The sequence below is a fragment of the Streptomyces sp. NPDC001843 genome (assembly GCF_042891955.1).
Classification (GTDB): Bacteria; Actinomycetota; Actinomycetes; order Streptomycetales; family Streptomycetaceae; genus Streptomyces.
The window spans coordinates 272,833-289,011 of sequence record NZ_JBIATQ010000012.1 but is presented as its reverse complement, the minus strand read 5'-3'; the positions used below and the strand labels follow the sequence as shown (position 1 = coordinate 289,011).

12 protein-coding genes are annotated in these 16,179 nt (G+C 72.6%); 7 read left to right on the top strand and 5 right to left on the bottom strand.

Features of this window, described 5'->3' with window-relative positions:
* Positions 1-125: 125 nt before the first annotated feature.
* Positions 126-941, bottom strand: coding sequence for a TetR family transcriptional regulator (locus ACFYZQ_RS28960; protein ID WP_388796049.1), 816 nt, complete (start codon positions 939-941; stop codon positions 126-128).
* 139 nt (positions 942-1,080) lie between these two features.
* On the bottom strand, positions 1,081-2,886 hold the full coding sequence (locus tag ACFYZQ_RS28955; RefSeq protein ID WP_389153764.1) for a 3-hydroxyacyl-CoA dehydrogenase family protein: 1,806 nt from the start codon (positions 2,884-2,886) through the stop codon (positions 1,081-1,083).
* A 378-nt stretch (positions 2,887-3,264) separates the two neighbouring features.
* Here ACFYZQ_RS28955 and ACFYZQ_RS28950 point away from each other — a divergent pair, with 378 nt between their 5' ends.
* A complete protein-coding gene (locus tag ACFYZQ_RS28950; RefSeq protein ID WP_389153762.1) occupies positions 3,265-3,840 on the top strand; it encodes an adenylosuccinate lyase in 576 nt (191 codons plus the stop codon).
* A 7-nt stretch (positions 3,841-3,847) separates the two neighbouring features.
* Here the strand turns inward: ACFYZQ_RS28950 and ACFYZQ_RS28945 are convergent, their stop codons facing one another.
* The 3 genes from ACFYZQ_RS28945 to ACFYZQ_RS28935 all read right to left on the bottom strand — a co-directional run bounded on the left by ACFYZQ_RS28945 (position 3,848) and on the right by ACFYZQ_RS28935 (position 7,214).
* Positions 3,848-4,378, bottom strand: coding sequence for a GNAT family N-acetyltransferase (locus ACFYZQ_RS28945; protein ID WP_389153760.1), 531 nt, complete (start codon positions 4,376-4,378; stop codon positions 3,848-3,850).
* A 66-nt stretch (positions 4,379-4,444) separates the two neighbouring features.
* On the bottom strand, positions 4,445-6,013 hold the full coding sequence (locus tag ACFYZQ_RS28940) for an alpha/beta hydrolase (RefSeq protein WP_389153758.1): 1,569 nt from the start codon (positions 6,011-6,013) through the stop codon (positions 4,445-4,447).
* A 136-nt stretch (positions 6,014-6,149) separates the two neighbouring features.
* Positions 6,150-7,214, bottom strand: coding sequence for an Rv2578c family radical SAM protein (locus tag ACFYZQ_RS28935; RefSeq protein ID WP_389153755.1), 1,065 nt, complete (start codon positions 7,212-7,214; stop codon positions 6,150-6,152).
* Positions 7,215-7,383: 169 nt separating this feature from the next.
* On the opposite strand from ACFYZQ_RS28935, the gene ACFYZQ_RS28930 reads away from it, so the two are divergent.
* The 6 genes from ACFYZQ_RS28930 (at position 7,384) to ACFYZQ_RS28905 (ending at position 16,179) form a co-directional block, all read left to right on the top strand.
* A complete protein-coding gene (locus tag ACFYZQ_RS28930; RefSeq protein WP_389153752.1) occupies positions 7,384-7,827 on the top strand; it encodes an SRPBCC family protein in 444 nt (147 codons plus the stop codon).
* A 161-nt stretch (positions 7,828-7,988) separates the two neighbouring features.
* Positions 7,989-10,436 carry an MFS transporter gene (locus ACFYZQ_RS28925; protein WP_389153749.1) on the top strand — a complete coding sequence of 816 codons (2,448 nt, stop codon included), beginning with the start codon at positions 7,989-7,991 and terminating at the stop codon, positions 10,434-10,436.
* A 183-nt stretch (positions 10,437-10,619) separates the two neighbouring features.
* Entirely contained in the window at positions 10,620-13,109 is a 2,490-nt protein-coding gene (locus tag ACFYZQ_RS28920; RefSeq protein WP_389153747.1) for a SpoIIE family protein phosphatase, read from the top strand.
* A gap of 145 nt (positions 13,110-13,254) precedes the next feature.
* Positions 13,255-13,983: a class I SAM-dependent methyltransferase gene (locus ACFYZQ_RS28915; RefSeq protein ID WP_389153744.1), complete on the top strand. Its 729-nt coding sequence runs from the start codon at positions 13,255-13,257 to the stop codon at positions 13,981-13,983.
* 65 nt (positions 13,984-14,048) lie between these two features.
* Positions 14,049-14,882, top strand: a complete 834-nt coding sequence (locus ACFYZQ_RS28910) for a M55 family metallopeptidase (protein ID WP_389153741.1) — start codon at positions 14,049-14,051, stop codon at positions 14,880-14,882.
* Positions 14,875-16,179, top strand: a complete 1,305-nt coding sequence (locus ACFYZQ_RS28905) for a M20/M25/M40 family metallo-hydrolase (RefSeq protein WP_389153738.1) — start codon at positions 14,875-14,877, stop codon at positions 16,177-16,179. Before ACFYZQ_RS28910 ends, ACFYZQ_RS28905 begins: the two co-directional genes overlap by 8 nt.

The window sequence follows — 16,179 nt, the reverse complement described above, 5'->3', positions numbered from 1 at the left end:
AACAAATGAGCGATGATCGATCGAACAGCCTCTGAAATGCGCGCGAAAACATGCCCTGACATGCCAAAACGGCCACCCCGTGGGGTGGCCGTCATCACAGGACCAAAGGAGAGTCCGGAGGGCGCTCAGCGCTCCTTGAGGGCCTCCTCGATGGTCCGCATGACCTCGTCCAGCGGGGCGTCGGTCCGGGCGACCGTCACCAGCACCTCGCCGTGCGGGGACACCGTGGCCGGGACCGCCGCCGGCTGCGGGGCGGCACCGCGCCCGGCCCCGATGCCCGTGCCGAAGGTCTTCCGCACGATCGCGAAGGCGTGGTCGAGCTGCGCCTCGACATCGCCCTGGCCGCCGGCCCTGAGCCAGCGGCGCAGCACATGGTTGTGGGCGGTCACCACGGCAGAGGCGGCGACCTCCGCGAGCAGCGGGTCGTCGTTGGCGTCGTCGTCGTGCGCGTGCTCGTCGAAGTGGCCGAGGAGGTAGCGGGTGAACAGGCGCTCGTAGCGGGCCACCGACGCGATCTCCGCCTCGCGCAGGGTGGGCACCTCACGGGTGAGCTTGTAGCGGGCGACCGAGATGTCCGGCCGGGCCGCGTACATCTTCATGACTTCCTTGATGCCGCGGCACACGGTGTCGAGCGGGTGCTCGTGCGCGGGAGCGGCATTGAGGACCGCCTCGGCGCGGATCAGCGTGTCGTCGTGATCGGGGAAGATCGCCTCTTCCTTGGAGCGGAAGTGGCGGAAGAAGGTGCGGCGCGCGACCCCGGCCGCGGCGGCGATCTCGTCGACGGTGGTCGCCTCGTACCCCTTGGTCGCGAACAACTCCATCGCGGCTGCCGCCAGTTCTCGGCGCATCTTGAGCCGCTGGGCGGCGGCGCGGCCGCCTGCGGCACTTTCCGGCGCGTCGGGCGTAGCTGGTGTACGGGAGGACTTGGCGGGCTGGGACATGACCCGAACGTACTGCATGTGCGCAGCTCGGTGCGTGGATCCCGGGTTTCCCCCGCCCTGGAGGGGAGGGGGAAACCCGGGCGCGGCGGGCGGGGGCGACGCAGCCGAGTCGAGGAGTCCGCCCCAGTCGCCGGGACGGTCAGCGGCGGGCATGTTCGCGGAAGCCCCGGCCGGTCTTGCGGCCGAGGCAGCCCGCGGCCACCAGGTGCTCCAGGAGGGGCGCCGGGGCCAGTCCCGGGTCGCGGAACTCCCGGTGCAGCACCTTCTCGATCGCCAGGGAGACGTCGAGCCCGACCACGTCCAGCAGTTCGAAGGGGCCCATCGGATAGCCGCCGCCCAGCTTCATCGCCGCGTCGATGTCGTCCAGCGACGCGTAGTGCTCCTGGACCATCTTGACCGCGTTGTTGAGGTACGGGAACAGCAGCGCGTTCACGATGAAGCCCGCACGGTCGCCGCAGTCCACCGCGTGCTTCCCGACCTTCGCGCAGACCTCGCGGACCGTGGCGTGCACGTCCTCGGCCGTCAGCACCGTACGGACGACCTCCACCAGCTTCATCGCCGGAGCCGGGTTGAAGAAGTGCATGCCGATCACGTCCTGCGGGCGTGAGGTGGCCCGTGCGCAGGCGACGACCGGCAGGGAGGACGTCGTGGTCGCCAGGACCGCGCCCGGCTTGCACACCTTGTCCAGCGTCGCGAACAGCTGCCGCTTGACCTCCAGGTCCTCGGCGACGGCCTCGACGGCCAGGTCCACGTCGGCGAACGCGTCGTAGGAGCCCGCGGGGGTGATCCGGTCCAGGGTCCCGGCGGCCGCCTCGGCGGTCAGCCGGCCCTTGTCGACCGAGCGGGCCAGGGACTTGCCGATACGGGCCTTCGCGGCCTGGGCCTTCTCCTCGCTGCGGGCGGCCAGGACGACGTCGTACCCGGCCTTGGCGAAGACCTCGGCGATACCGGACGCCATGGTGCCGGAGCCCGCCACGCCGACGGAGCGGACCGGACGGCCGGGGGTCCCGGAGCCGGCGGCGCCGGGCGTCAGCGCGTCCGGCACGACGGTCGCGCTGCCCGGCGTCTCGTACGTGTAGAAACCGCGCCCCGACTTCCGGCCGGTCAGGCCCGCCTCGGCGAGCTGCTTCAGAATCGGGGCGGGGGCGTGCAGCCGGTCACGGGACTCGGCGTACATGGCGTCCAGGACGGTCCGCGCGGTGTCGATGCCGACCAGGTCCAGCAGGGCCAGGGGGCCCATCGGCAGCCCGCAGCCGAGCCGCATCGCCGCGTCGATGTCCTCGCGGGAGGCGTACTTCGCCTCGTACATCGCGGCGGCCTGGTTGAGGTAGCCGAACAGCAGGCCGTCGGCGACGAAACCGGGGCGGTCGCCGACCGCGACGGGCTCCTTGCCGAGGTCGAGGGCGAGGTCGGTGACCGCGGTGACGGCCGCCGGCGCGGTCAGCACGGAGGAGACGACCTCGACCAGCTTCATCGCCGGGGCCGGGTTGAAGAAGTGCAGGCCCAGCACGCGCTCGGGGCGGGCGGAGTCGGCGGCCAGGCGGGTCACCGACAGGGCGTTGGTGCCGGTCGCCAGGATCGTCTCCGGCCGCACTATGCCGTCGAGTGCCCGGAAGATCTGGTGCTTGACCTCGTACGACTCGGGGGCCACCTCGATGACCAGGTCGGCGTCCGCGGCGACTGTGAGGTCGGTGCCGGTGCGCACCCGGCCGAGGAGGTCCGCGCGCTCCTGCTCGGTGAGCTTGCCGCGCTGCACGGCGCGGGCGGTGGAGGACTCCAGCGCGGCGAGGGACCTGGCGGCCTGGGCCTCGCTGATGTCGATGCCGATCACCTCGCGGCCGGCCTTGGCGAGGACCTCGGCGATGCCGGTGCCCATGGTGCCGAGGCCGACGACGGCAATGGTCTTGAGCTGGGACAGAGGGGTGTCGGACAGGGGAGTGGCCATCGCGGACTCCAGGAATGAGGGTGACGACGAAAGCGCGCCGGGTGCGCCGAGGGGCGCACACCGGGGCGTGCAGAGCTGCGTGAGTGCGGGTGCCGACCGGGCTGCTGAGCGCACACGCCCGGTGCCGTCGCGGCGGGCGCGAGCGCCCGGGGAAACGGCGGATCCGACCGGCTCTGTCCCGAAGCCGGGTCGTACTGCGGTACACGACGTACCGAACCGATCAGCGCTCACGACGGCCGCGTCACCAAACCGCCGCAAACGGATGTGCGAGTGGGTAACTCGCTCGTCTGAGCTTAACCGGCGGGTAACGAGCGCGCCAGCCCCCTGAGTTTGTGATGTAGGTCCCTCCGGTCCGCTCACGCCTCTACCCTGGGCTTCGTGGACGAAGAGTTGCGATCGCTCACGGAGCGTCTACGACAGGAGTCCGGGGGCTCGGCGGCGTACGAGCACCTCGTGGCCACCGACGACCTCGACGAACTGGCCGAGGTGCTCACCGCGGCCGGGCAGCCGCTGTGGGCCAGGGAGCTGGCCGCGTTCCGGCTGGGGCTGGCCGGAGACCGGCGGGCCTTCGAGTCCCTCGTGCTGCTCCTCAACCACCGAGACCCGCCGCGCTGCGCCTCCGCCGCCCACGCCCTGGCCCGCCTGGGCGACCCACGCACCGCACGCGCCGCCGCCGCGCTGGCCACGAACGAGCTGCGCGTCGCCTACGCGCTGCATCCCGTGCGGCTCCTGGTCGAACTGCGCGCCCCCGAGTCCGTGCCCGCGCTGATCACCACCCTGGAGCGGCGGCTGCGCCCGCACGACCCCTACCGCCGGGTGGCCCTCGCCTGCGTGGAGGGGCTCGGCGTGCTGGGGGACGCCCGGGCCAGGCGCGTGCTGAACGAGTCCCTGGCGCATCCCGCGCTCGCCGAGGCGGCGGTGCACGCGCTGGCGCGGATCCCGCAGCAGCGGTGAGCCCGGATCAGCCGGCCGGCTCCCGCACGTACCGCACCTCCGGTACGGCGACCCCGTCCACCTGGAAGGGCTCCTCGGCGCCGTCCGCGCGGAACCCCGCCCGCTCGTAGAAACGGCGGGCGGGGGCGTTCTCCTTCAGGACCCAGAGGAACATCCGCGGGTGCCCGGCGGCGACGCACCGCCGCAGCGACTCCTGGAGCAGCGCTCGGCCGATGCCGGTGCCGGAGTGCCGACTGTCGACGTAGATCGCATACAGTTCACCGTCGCCGGTGTACGTGTCCCCCTCCCGGTACGGGCCGAGCGCGGCCCACCCGAGGACCTCGCCGTCCCGCTCGGCGACGAGGTTCACGTGTCTCCCGTCCCCCTGCCCGAAACGCGCCCGGCGCCGCGCCGCGTCCTCGGCCACGCTGAGCGCGTCGAGATACGACTGCGGCATCAACCCCCGGTAGGCGGTCCGCCAGCCCCCGATACGGATCTCGGAGACACGGTCGCAGTCGGCGAGGGTCATCGGGCGCAGGTGGGGGAGGGCGTGGTCCATGACGGCACTCTAGGGAGCGCCCTGCCGTGCCGCCCGCGAATATCCGGGCACCACCGGCTGGGCCTCTCAGCGCCTGAACCCCAGCAGCGCGTGCAGGCCGGCGCCGGGGGAGGAGACGGATGCCGTCCGGGCGGCGGGCGGTTCGGGGTCGGGCAGGGCCGGGCACACCGCGTCGGCCGCGCCGGAGCCGCGCGGCACCGTGCCGTCCGCCAGATAGGCGGACAGGTACGTGTCCAGGCAGCGGTTCCCGCTCAGCGTGATGCCGTGGTTGCCGCCGCCCTGCTCGACCACCAGGCTGGAGCCGGCGAGCAGGCGATGGACCGTCAGACCGCCCTGATACGGGGTGGCCGCGTCGTTCGTCGCCTGGAACAGCAGCGCCGGCGGCAGACGGTCGTTGGCGACGCTCGTCCGGTGGAGGGAAGCCGTCGGCCAGAACGCGCAGGGTGCGTTGTACCAGGCGTTGCTCCAGGCCATGAACGGGGCCCGTTCGTACACCGCCCAGTTGTCCTTGCTCCACTGCCGCCAGTCACGGGGCCACGACGCGTCCCGGCACTGCACCGCGGAGTACACGCCGTAACCGTTCTCGTCCGAAGCGCTGACGGCACCGAGGTCCCGGTACGCGTCGAGCAGTGGGCCGGAGTCGTCACGGTTGACGTAGGCGGCGAGGGCCTCGGCGAGGTGGGGCCAGTAGCCGTTGTAGTAGCCGCCGGGGATGTAGGTGTCCTCCAGTTCGGAGGCGCCCACCTTGCCGCCCGCGGGCCTGCGGGCGAGTGCCGCCCGCATCGCGTACCACTTGGCCTCGACCTGCCGCGGATCGGTGCCGAGCCGGTACTTCGAGTCGTGTCCGGCGATCCACGCCATCAGGGCGCGGTGACGGCCGTCGAAGGCGTAGTCCTGGGCGATGTTCGCCTCGTACCAGACGCCCTCCGGGTCGACGACCGAGTCCAGGACCAGGCGGCGCACCCGCTGCGGGTGCAGCTTCGCGTAGACCGCGCCGAGGTAGGTGCCGTAGGAGTAGCCGAGGTAGCTGATCCGCTCGGCGCCGAGGGCCCGGCGGACGGCGTCCATGTCCTGGGCGGCGCTGACCGTGTCGAGGTACGGCAGCACGCTCGCGTACTTCTTGCCGCAGGCCGCGGCGAAGGACCGCACGCGGGTCAGGCCCGCCTTCTCCAGCGCGGGGGTGGCGGGGACCGTGTCGGGGCGTACGGGGGCGAAGTAGCCGGGGTCGCAGTTCAGCGCGGGGGTGCTTTTGCCGACACCGCGCGGATCGAAGCCGATCACGTCGTACTGGGCGGCCACGGACCTGGGCAGCGCGGAGGCGACGAAGCCGGCCAGCGCCAGACCGCTGCCGCCGGGGCCGCCTGGGTTGACCAGCAGCGGGCCCTGGTAGGTCCCCGCGGTGTGCGGGACGCGGGACAGGGCGAGCGTGATCTGCCGTCCGGACGGGTTCGCGTGGTCGAGCGGCACGTCCAGGGACCCGCACTGCAGCGTCGGGGAGGAGGCGGTGCCGCACTGCTTCCAGGCGATCCGGACGGCGGACGCGGGCGAGGGTGTGCGCGCGTCGGCGGGAGCGGCCGTGACCGACCCGGCCAGGACGACGGCGGCGGCGCACAGCCCGGCTGCGCGTGTTCTCATGGGTCCTCCCGGGACGGAGGGCGGCGGTGACCGCGAGGTTCACGGTCCTTGCCGCATCGTCCCGGGATGCCGGGTCCGAAGAACGTCCGGCGCCGATTGTTGACCCGATTGGGCCGAGGGTTCCCCTCGGACGCTCTCAGAGCAGGGTGAGTTGGACCGGCCCGGTCGTCTCCGGCTCCGACGTGTCCGGCTCCGAGGTGTCCGTTGCCGACTCCGGTGGAGAGGGCCGGCGGTGGGCGCCCGCGCGCGTGGGGCCGATCCCGAACTCCCGGGCCAGCTCGTGCACCTGACGGGTCACCATGCGCTGATACCACTTCGGCGCGTAGGCGCCCTCCGCGTACAGCCGCTCGTAACGGCGCACCAGGTGCGGATGGTGGTCGGTCAGCCAGGCCATGAACCACTCACGGGCCCCGGGCCGCAGATGCAGCGCCAGCGGGGTGACGGAGGTGGCCCCGGCGGCCGCGATCGCCCGTACGGTGGCCCGCAGCTGGTCGGGGTGGTCGCCGAGGAACGGGATCACCGGGGCCATCAGCACTCCGCAGCCGATGCCGTGCTCGCCGAGGGTCCGTACGACGTCCAGGCGGCGCTCCGGCGCGGGTGTACCCGGCTCCACGGTCCGCCACAGGTCGTGGTCGGTGAAGCCCACGGAGACCGAGATGCCGACGTCCGTGACCTCGGCGGCCCGGATGAGCAGGTCGAGGTCGCGCAGGATCAGCGTGCCCTTGGTCAGGATCGAGAAGGGGTTCGCGCGCTCGGTGAGGGCGGAGATGATGCCCGGCATCAGCCGGTAGCGGCCCTCGGCGCGCTGGTAGCAGTCGACGTTCGTGCCCATGGCGACGTGCTCGCCCTGCCAGCGGGGCGAGGCGAGCTGGCGGCGCAGCAGCTCGGGCGCGTTCACCTTGACCACGATCTGCGTGTCGAAGCCGATGCCGGTGTCGAGGTCCAGGTAGCTGTGCGTCTTGCGGGCGAAGCAGTACACGCACGCGTGCGTGCAGCCGCGGTACGGGTTGACCGTCCACTCGAAGGGCATGCGCGAGGCGCCCGGCACCCGGTTGAGGATCGAGCGGGCCCGGACCTCGTGGAAGGTGATCCCGCGGAACTCGGGGGTGTCGAAGGTTCGCGTCGTGACCGCGTCGGCGTCGAACAGTGCGGTGTCGGCCCGGCCGTGCTCGGACTCGGCTGTGAGGTTCTCCCAGCGCATCAGGCCTCCTCGGTAGCGCTGGCACCCACAATAGAACAGACGTTCGCATGATCGTGCGAAGGTGGTTTCCGATCGCATCGGACAGCTCGGGGCACCCCGATTTGGGCGGCCCGGGACAGGGGTGGTTGGCTTGACCCAACCCCGAGAACACAGGTCCTGGAGGAACGCAATGGCGCAGGTCGAGGCCACTACGGAGCGGGTCGTCGCGGCGGACGCGGAGAAGGTGTTCGACGCCCTCGCCGACTACACCGGCACGCGCGCGAGGCTGCTTCCCGAGCAGTTCAGCGAGTACGAGGTCCGTGAGGGCGGGGACGGCGAGGGCACCCTCGTCCACTGGAAGCTCCAGGCCACCAGCAAGCGCGTCCGCGACTGCCTCCTCGAGGTCAGCGAGCTCACCGACGGCGAGCTCGTGGAGAAGGACCGCAACTCCTCCATGGTCACCACCTGGCGTGTCACCCCGGCCGGCGAGGGCAGCTCCCGGGTCGTCGTCACCACCGCCTGGAACGGGGCCGGCGGCATCGGCGGCTTCTTCGAGCGGACCTTCGCCCCCAAGGGCCTCGCCCGCATCTACGACGCCGTCCTCGCCAGGCTCGCCACCGAGGTCGAGAAGTAGACCAACCGCCAAGCCGCTCAAGAGGTTTCGCCCCGCCTCACCGGTTCGAGTGGATCCCCACGGAAACCGGTCCGGTGCCGTAACTCGTCGTGCTTGCCCGTAGTTGTCGCAGCCGGCGGCAACGCGGGAACCGCGCGGCAGCGCGACGAGGGGAGCGGTACGTGGGCGGGACGACTCTGGCGCAGGACGAACCGGCCGTGGCACCCGGCCGGCCTTCCGCCCCGCCGTCCGCACCGGCCGCCGCGCTCAGCCCCCGCCGCGTACGGCTGGTCTTCGCCGGGCTGATGCTCGCCCTGCTCCTCGCCGCCCTGGAGCAGATGGTCGTCGCCACCGCGCTGCCGAGGATCGTCGGCGAACTGCACGGCCTGGACCGCATGACCTGGGCGATCACCGCCTATCTGCTCACCTCCACCGTGGGCCTGCCCGTCTACGGCAAGCTCGGCGACCTCCTCGGCCGCAAGGGCGTCTTCCAGTGCGCGATCCTCGTCTTCGTCGCCGGCTCCGCGCTCGCCGGGCGGGCGCAGACCATGGACCAGCTGATCGCCTTCCGCGCGGTGCAGGGCGTCGGCGCCGGCGGGCTCATGACCGGTGTGCAGGCGATCATCGCGGACATCGTGCCGCCCCGCCGGCGCGGCCGCTTCCTCGGCCTGGTCGGCGCCGCCTTCGGCCTCGCGTCCGTGGCCGGGCCCCTGCTCGGCGGCTACTTCACCGACCACCTCTCCTGGCGCTGGTGCTTCTACGTCAACGTGCCCTTCGGCCTGCTCACCCTGGCCGTCGTCACCGCCGTGCTGAAGCTGCCGAAGCCGCCCTCCCGGGGCCGGTTCGACCTGCTCGGCGCGGTTCTGCTCGCGGCGGCATCCGTCTGCCTGGTGCTCCTCACCAGCTGGGGCGGCACCCGGTACGCCTGGGACTCGCGTGTCGTCCTCGGCCTCGGCGCCGGCGCGGTGGCCGCCACCGCCCTCTTCGTCCTCGCCGAGCACCGCGCCGCCGAACCCCTCGTCCCGCTGAGACTGTTCCGCGACCCCGTCTTCACCGTCAGCGCCCTGATCGGACTCGTCGTCGGCGTCGCCCTGTTCGCCGCCGCCGGCTATCTGCCGACCTACGTGCAGATGGTGTACGGAACCTCCGCCACCGAGTCCGGCCTGCTCATGCTGCCCATGACGGGCGGCATCGTCGCCGGCTCCGTCGTCGCCGGACAGCTCATCAGCCGCACCGGCCGCTACAAGGCCTACCCCGTGCTCGGCGGCGTGCTCGGCGTGACCGGCATGTGGCTGCTGTCCCGGCTCCAGACGGACACGCCCCGGCTGCACTGCGGCATCTGGATGGCCGTCCTCGGCGCCGGACTCGGCCTGGTGATGCCCGTACTCGTCCTCGCCGTCCAGAACTCCGTGCTCCCCGCCGACCTCGGCGCGGCCACCAGCGCCGGCAACTACTTCCGGCAGATCGGCGGCAGCGTCGGCGCCGCCGTCTTCGGCACCCTCTTCACCGCCCGGCTCGCCGACGCCCTGCACCGGCGCCTTCCCGCGCACGCCGGCACCCGCCCCGCCGCCCCGGAGTCGCTCACCCCGCAGCTCGTGCACGCGCTGCCGCCCGCGCTGCGCGACGCATGCGTCGCCGCCTACGCCGACGCGATGCCCCGGATCTTCCTCCACCTGGTCCCGGTGCTCGTCGCCGGCCTGCTGCTCGCCTTCTTCCTCAAGGAGAAACCACTGGTGTCCCACAACGCCGCCGCCACCGACCAGGAGACCGTGCCGGTGAGCACCCCGATCCCACAGGCCCGCCCCCAGCCTTCGGCCGTGGGGACCCCCACCTCGCTTCGCTCGCCGTACACCGCCTCGGTCCCCGTCTGCGGCACGGTGCAGCATTCCGACGGGACAGTGGTGCCCCGCGCCGCGCTCACCCTGATCGACGTCGCCGGGCGACAGGTCGGGCGGGGCGCCAGCGGCGAGGACGGACGGTACGCGCTGGCCACGCCCGGCCCGGGCCCGTACGTGATGATCGCCGCGGCCGGCGGTCATCAGCCGCAGGCCGTCTCCGTCACCGTCGGTGAACGTCCTGTCGACCTCGACGTCGTCCTCGGCGGCGCCGGACGCCTCTCCGGCAGCGTGCTCACCGCCGACGGCACCCCCGTGCGGGGCGCCACCGTCACCCTCACCAACGTGCACGGCGAGGTCGTCGCCAGCACCCGCAGCGGGCGCGAAGGCGGTTACCTCATCACCGAGCTGGTGGCCGGCGAATACACCCTCGCCGCCAGCGCGCCCGCCTTCCGGCCCGTGGCGCTTCCCGTCACCGTCCAGGCCGCCCGGGAGACCCGCCAGGACATCGAACTCGCCGGCGGAGCCGTACTGCGCGGCACCGTGCGGGCCGGCGGCGGGCGCCCCGTCGAGGACGCCCGCGTCACCCTGCTCGACGCCGCGGGCAACGTCGTCGACACGCTCACCACGGGTGCCGACGGAACGTTCCGGTTCGTCGACCTCGCCTCCGGCGAGTACACCGTCATCGCCGCCGGGTACCCGCCCGTGGCCACGGTGCTGCAGGTGGCCGGCGGCGGCAGGACGGAACGGGACCTGCAACTGGGTCACGAAGACAGGCCGACCTGGCCGGCCTGACCGGCTCCGGCCGCCACCGAGGGGCTCATAGCGTGCGCCGGAGCGCCGCGCACGGCAATTCACCAATTGCCGCACACGCGACGTACGGCGGCCGTACCGTGGAGTAGGCAGCACAGATCATGACGTGGATCGTGCGGTGCCGACGGGGAGCCCGCGCATCTAGGGGGAGAGAGGGTCGGGGCCATGGACCGTGGCACGGAAATGGGCGCAGGCCCCGGGGACGGCGCCGCGCCGCGGCATGCCGGGGCCGGCCGGATTCCGCTGGCCGTGGTCGTCGTCGACCGCGACGGCCTGGTGTCGCACTGGAGCACCGGCGCCCGGCGGTTGTTCGGCGTCGAGCGGGAGGTTGCCGTGGGGCACCCGGCCGCCGATCTGCTGCCGGTCTCCGGTGCCCTGCCCGACGGCCTCGACACCGAACCGCTGCTGGACGCCTACGGGCCCTACGAGACGTACGACGAGCTGGGCCCCGACCTGGAGGACTCGCTCGGCGGCCGGACCGCCTACCCGACGGCGGGCCGCGCCCGCATCTCCGCACGGCACGACGACGGGCCCGGACCGGCGGAGTCCGGCGGCGACCGGCTCGACGTCCTGTGGTGGGCCTACCCGCTCGTCGGCCCGGGCCCCGCCCGGCTCCTGGTGCTCGCCGCCGACGCCGCCCGGCTGCACCTCGAGCACGGCTACGACGACGGGACCGCCGAGCGCATCTCGCCCGGCTTCGCCCGCCACACGGAACTCCCCGCCTCCGACGACCTGGCCCGGCGGCTGCCCGAGATCCTCCCCAACATGGGCCCCGGCCTCAGCGGCCGCATCGTCTCCCAGGTCCTCGAACTGGGCTATCCCGTCCTGGAGTTCAGCCAGTTCGACCGGGTGCCGGTGACGCCGGACTGGGGTGTGCCGCGCCGCGCGGGGCGCCGTCCGGTCCAAGCCGCCCCGCAGGAGCGTACGGTGGCCGTCGTCCCGGCCGGCGCCGAGGACGACCTGGAGTACGCGGCCGTCCGCGAGCGGCTGGAGTTCCTCAACGAGGTCAGCTCCGGCATCGGCACCTCCCTCGATCTGGGCGAGACCATCCGGGAGGTCACGAGCGCCGCCGTACCCCGCTTCACCGACTTCGCCGGCACCCATCTGCGCGCCGCCGTCCTCGCCGGCGAGGGTTTCCCCGACGGCCCGCCGGACGCGCACACCGTGATGCACCGGGTCTGGGTGGAGCACAACGACGAACCCGGCCGCTGGGACGACACCGTGCCGGTCGGCGAGACCTTCGCCTTCCCCGAACACACCCCGTTCTACCAGTGCATGGTCACGGGCGAACCGGTCCTGATCCCGCGGGTCACCGAGGAACTCGCGGCCCGCATCTCCGGCGAGTTCGAGAAGCGCGACCTCAGGCCGCTGATCACCGGCCGCTCCCTGCTGATCGTGCCGCTCAAGGCGCGCAACGTCGTCCTCGGCTTCATGGTGCTGATGCGCCGCCCCGACCGCCCCGCGTTCGACGACATGGACCGCACCACGGGCGCCGAACTCGCCGCCCGCGCGGGCCTCGTACTCGACAACGCCCGCATGTACACCTATCAGGAGAACGTCGCCGACACCCTCCAGGACAGCATGCTGCCCCAGGTCGCCCCGCGGATGGCCGGATGCGACGTGGCCACCCGCTATCTGCCCGGCACCCGGCTCGGCCGGATCGGCGGCGACTGGTTCGACACCATCAAGCTGCCCGGCTCGCGCACCGCCCTCGTCGTCGGCGACGTCATGGGACACGGTCTCAACTCCGCGGCGATGATGGGCCAGTTGCGTACGGCCGTACAGACCATGGCCGCCATGGAGACCCCGCCCGCCCAGCTGCTGCGCAACCTCGACGACCTGGCCCGCAGGCTCGGCGAGAACTACCTCGCCACCTGCCTGTACGCGGTCTACGACCCGATCCGCGGCGAACTGCAGCTCTCCAACGCGGGACACATCCCGCCCGTCCTGGTGCGGGCGGAGGACGGCCGCAGCGAACTGCTCGACCTGCCCACCGGTGCCCCGATCGGCGTGGGCGGTGTCCCCTTCGAGTCCACCGTCGTCCGGGTCTCGCCCGGCGACCGGCTGGTGCTGTGCACGGACGGCCTGGTCGAGGTGCGCGGGGCCGACATCGGCGACGGACTCGCCGCGCTCTGCGAGTCGGCCGCACACCCCGCGGCCTCCATGGACGACGCCTGCGACACGATCATCCGCGCCCTCAACACCCGCGGCGGACGCAAGGACGACGTCGCGCTGCTCATGGCCCGGCTCAACGGCGTTCCCGCCGAGCACGTCGCCGAATGGCAGCTCGCCCGGGAGGCGCGCGAGGTGGCCCGCGCCCGTCGGCTGGTCCGCGGTCAACTGCTCGAATGGGGCCTCGCCGACGCGGTGGACACAGCGGAGCTGCTGGTCAGCGAGGTCGTCACCAACGCGGTACGGCACGGGGACGGTCAGCGGATCGGGCTGCGGCTGGTCCGCACCGACGCGTTGCTGTGCGAGGTCACCGACGACGAACCCGCGCTGCCCGCCCTGCTGGGCGCCGGCATCCACGACGAGTCGGGCCGCGGCCTGCGCGTGGTCAGCCGGCTGGCCCGCGAATGGGGCGCCAGCGCAGCGGGCCACCGCAAGACGGTGTGGTTCGAACAAGCCCTGACGACAGCTCGGCACCGGGGCTGAGGCGTCGTCAGTGGCGCACGATGCGCCGGTGTGTACCACCGGTGTGCGCCGGCTCGAACATCCGGTGAAAGATGGGTACCCGCCCCTTGCCGGTCAGACCGTGAACGCGATACTTCGATCACGGAACCGACCCTGGGGAGGGCGCATGAAGGTCTCGGAGAACTACCGTGAGAACTGGGAGAGTTACTGGCGGGAGACGTCCGACGCGCGGGGCGAGGCCATCTGGGACGCCGATCCGTCACTGACCTCCGCGCCGCACAGCGAGCTGTTCCTGCCGTACGCGGACACCACGCGCCCTATAGTCGACCTCGGCTGCGGCAACGGCACCCAGACGCGGTACCTGGCCACCCGATTCGCCCGCGCCGTCGGCGTCGACCTCTCGCACGCCGCCATCGAACACGCGCGCCGCGCCACGGACGGCGACACCCCCGAGTTCCAGCAGCTCGACCTGACCGACACCGAGGCCGTGCGCGCCCTGCACGGCCGGCTGGGGGACAGCAACGTGTACATGCGGGCCGTCATCCACCAGAGCGAGCCGGCGGCGCGCCCGTCAGTGGCCGGGGCCGTCGCGGAGATCATCGGTTTCCGGGGGCGGGCTTTCGTCGTGGAACTGACCTCCGACTCCCGGCAGGTGCTGAGCCGTGCCGCCGCCGACCCGGACGGCCCGCCGCCCAAGCTGCGCCGGGTCTTCCAGCACGGGCTCAAGCCCGCCGACGCCGACGACGAGGAGATCCCGGAGCTGCTGCGCAAGACCGGGCTGGAGATCCTCGCCGACGGCGAGACGACCCTGCCGCAGACCGAGTACCTGGCCGACGGCACGCGCATCGACCTCCCCGCGCGCTGGTTCGTCCTCGCGCGCGCCGCGGCAGGCTGAGCGCCGTACGTCAGGGTGTGCCGGGTCCTGGCCCGGGGGGCCTTCGGCGCGTAGCGTGACGATGTATGAAGATCCTCATCAGCGCGGACATGGAGGGCGCCACAGGGGTCACCTGGCCGGCCGACGTGCTGCCGGGGACGCCCCAGTGGGAACGCTGCCGCACGATGTTCACCTCCGACGTGGCCGCCGCCGCCCTGGGATTTCTGGACGGCGGGGCAGAGCGGGTGCTTGTCAACGAGGCCCACTGGACCATGCGCAACCTGCTCCTGGAAGAGCTCGACGAGCGGGTGGAGATGCTCACCGGGCGGCACAAGGCGCTGTCCATGGTGGAGGGCGTGCAGCACGGCGACGTCGACGGCATCGCGTTCGTCGGCTACCACGCGGGCGCCGGCATGGAGGGCGTCCTCGCGCACACCTACCTGGCCAACTCCATCACCGGGGTGTGGCTGAACGGCGTACGGGCGAGCGAGGGCCTGCTCAACGCGCACGTCGTCGCCGAGTTCGGGGTGCCCGTCGTCCTCGTCACCGGCGACGACGTGGCCTGCGAGGACGCGCTCGGGTATGCGCCGGGGGCGCTGAAGGTCGCGGTCAAGGACCATGTGTCCCGGTACGCGGCCGTGTGCCGGACCCCCGCCAGGACGGCCGCCGACATCCGTGCCGCGGCAAAGGACGCTACAGCCCTGGCGGTCCGTCACGAGCCGGTGCGCGGGGGGCCGTTCACGGTCGCCCTCGAGTTCGACGCCGAGCACCTGGCGCTCGCCGCGACCGTCGTGCCGGGAGTGGACCGCACGGGGGAACGGAAGGTGTCGTACACCAGCGACACCATGTACGAGGGGATCCGTACCTTCAAGGCGGTCACCACGATCGTCTCGGCCGCGGTGGAGGAGCAGTATGGCTGACGAGCGGGCGCTGGACGAGGTCGTCGGGTTCACCTCCGACCTGATCCGGATCGACACCACCAACAGGGGCGGCGGCGACTGCCGGGAACGCCCGGCCGCCGAGTACGCCGCCGAGCGGCTCGCCGGGGCGGGACTGGAACCGGTGCTGCTGGAACGGACCCCGGGGCGCGCGAACGTCGTCGCCCGGATCGAGGGCACCGACCCGTCCGCCGACGCGCTGCTCGTGCACGGTCACCTGGACGTGGTGCCCGCCGAGGCCCGCGACTGGAGCGTCCATCCCTTCTCCGGAGAGATCCGTGACGGCGTCGTGTGGGGACGCGGGGCCGTCGACATGAAGAACATGGACGCGATGATCCTCGCGGTGGTGCGCTACTGGGCCCGGGCGGGCGTACGGCCCCGGCGTGACGTCGTGGTGGCCTTCACCGCCGACGAGGAGGCCAGCGCGGAGGACGGCGCAGGGTTCCTCGCCGACCGGCACGCGGGACTGTTCGAGGGCTGCACGGAGGCCATCGGCGAGGCCGGCGCGTTCACCTTCCACGACGGCGGCGGGCGGCAGTTGTACCCGATCGCCGCCGGCGAGCGCGGCACCGCCTGGCTGAAGCTCACCGCGCGCGGGCGGGCCGGGCACGGCTCCAGGGTCAACGGGGAGAACGCCGTGACCCGGCTCGCCGCCGCCGTCACCCGGATCGGCGAGCACAGGTGGCCGCTGCGTCTCACCCCGACCGTGCGCGCGGCCCTGACCGAACTCGCCGCCCTGTACGGGGTCGACGCCGGCCTGGGGGACGTGGACGGGCTGCTGGACAAGCTCGGCCCGGCCGCGAAACTCGTGAACGCCACCGTCCGGTGCAGCGCCAACCCGACGGTGCTGGAGGCCGGTTACAAGATCAACGTCATTCCGGGCGAGGCGGTCGCCCATGTGGACGGCCGATACCTGCCTGGCTGCGAGGACGAGTTTGCAGCCACGCTGGACCGACTGACCGGACCGGACGTGGACTGGGAGTACCACCACCGGGAGGTCGCCCTGCAGGCGCCGGTGGACTCCCCGACCTACGCCCGGATGCGGGCCGCCGTCGAGGAGTTCGCACCCGAGGGCCACGTGGTGCCGTACTGCATGCCCGGCGGCACCGACGCCAAGCAGTTCTCGCGGCTGGGCATCACCGGCTACGGGTTCGCGCCGCTGAAACTCCCCGAGGGATTCGACTACCAGGCGCTCTTCCACGGCGTCGACGAGCGGGTCCCCGTCGAGGCGCTGCACTTCGGTGTCCGTGTCCTCGACCGCTTCCTGCGGTCGGCCTAG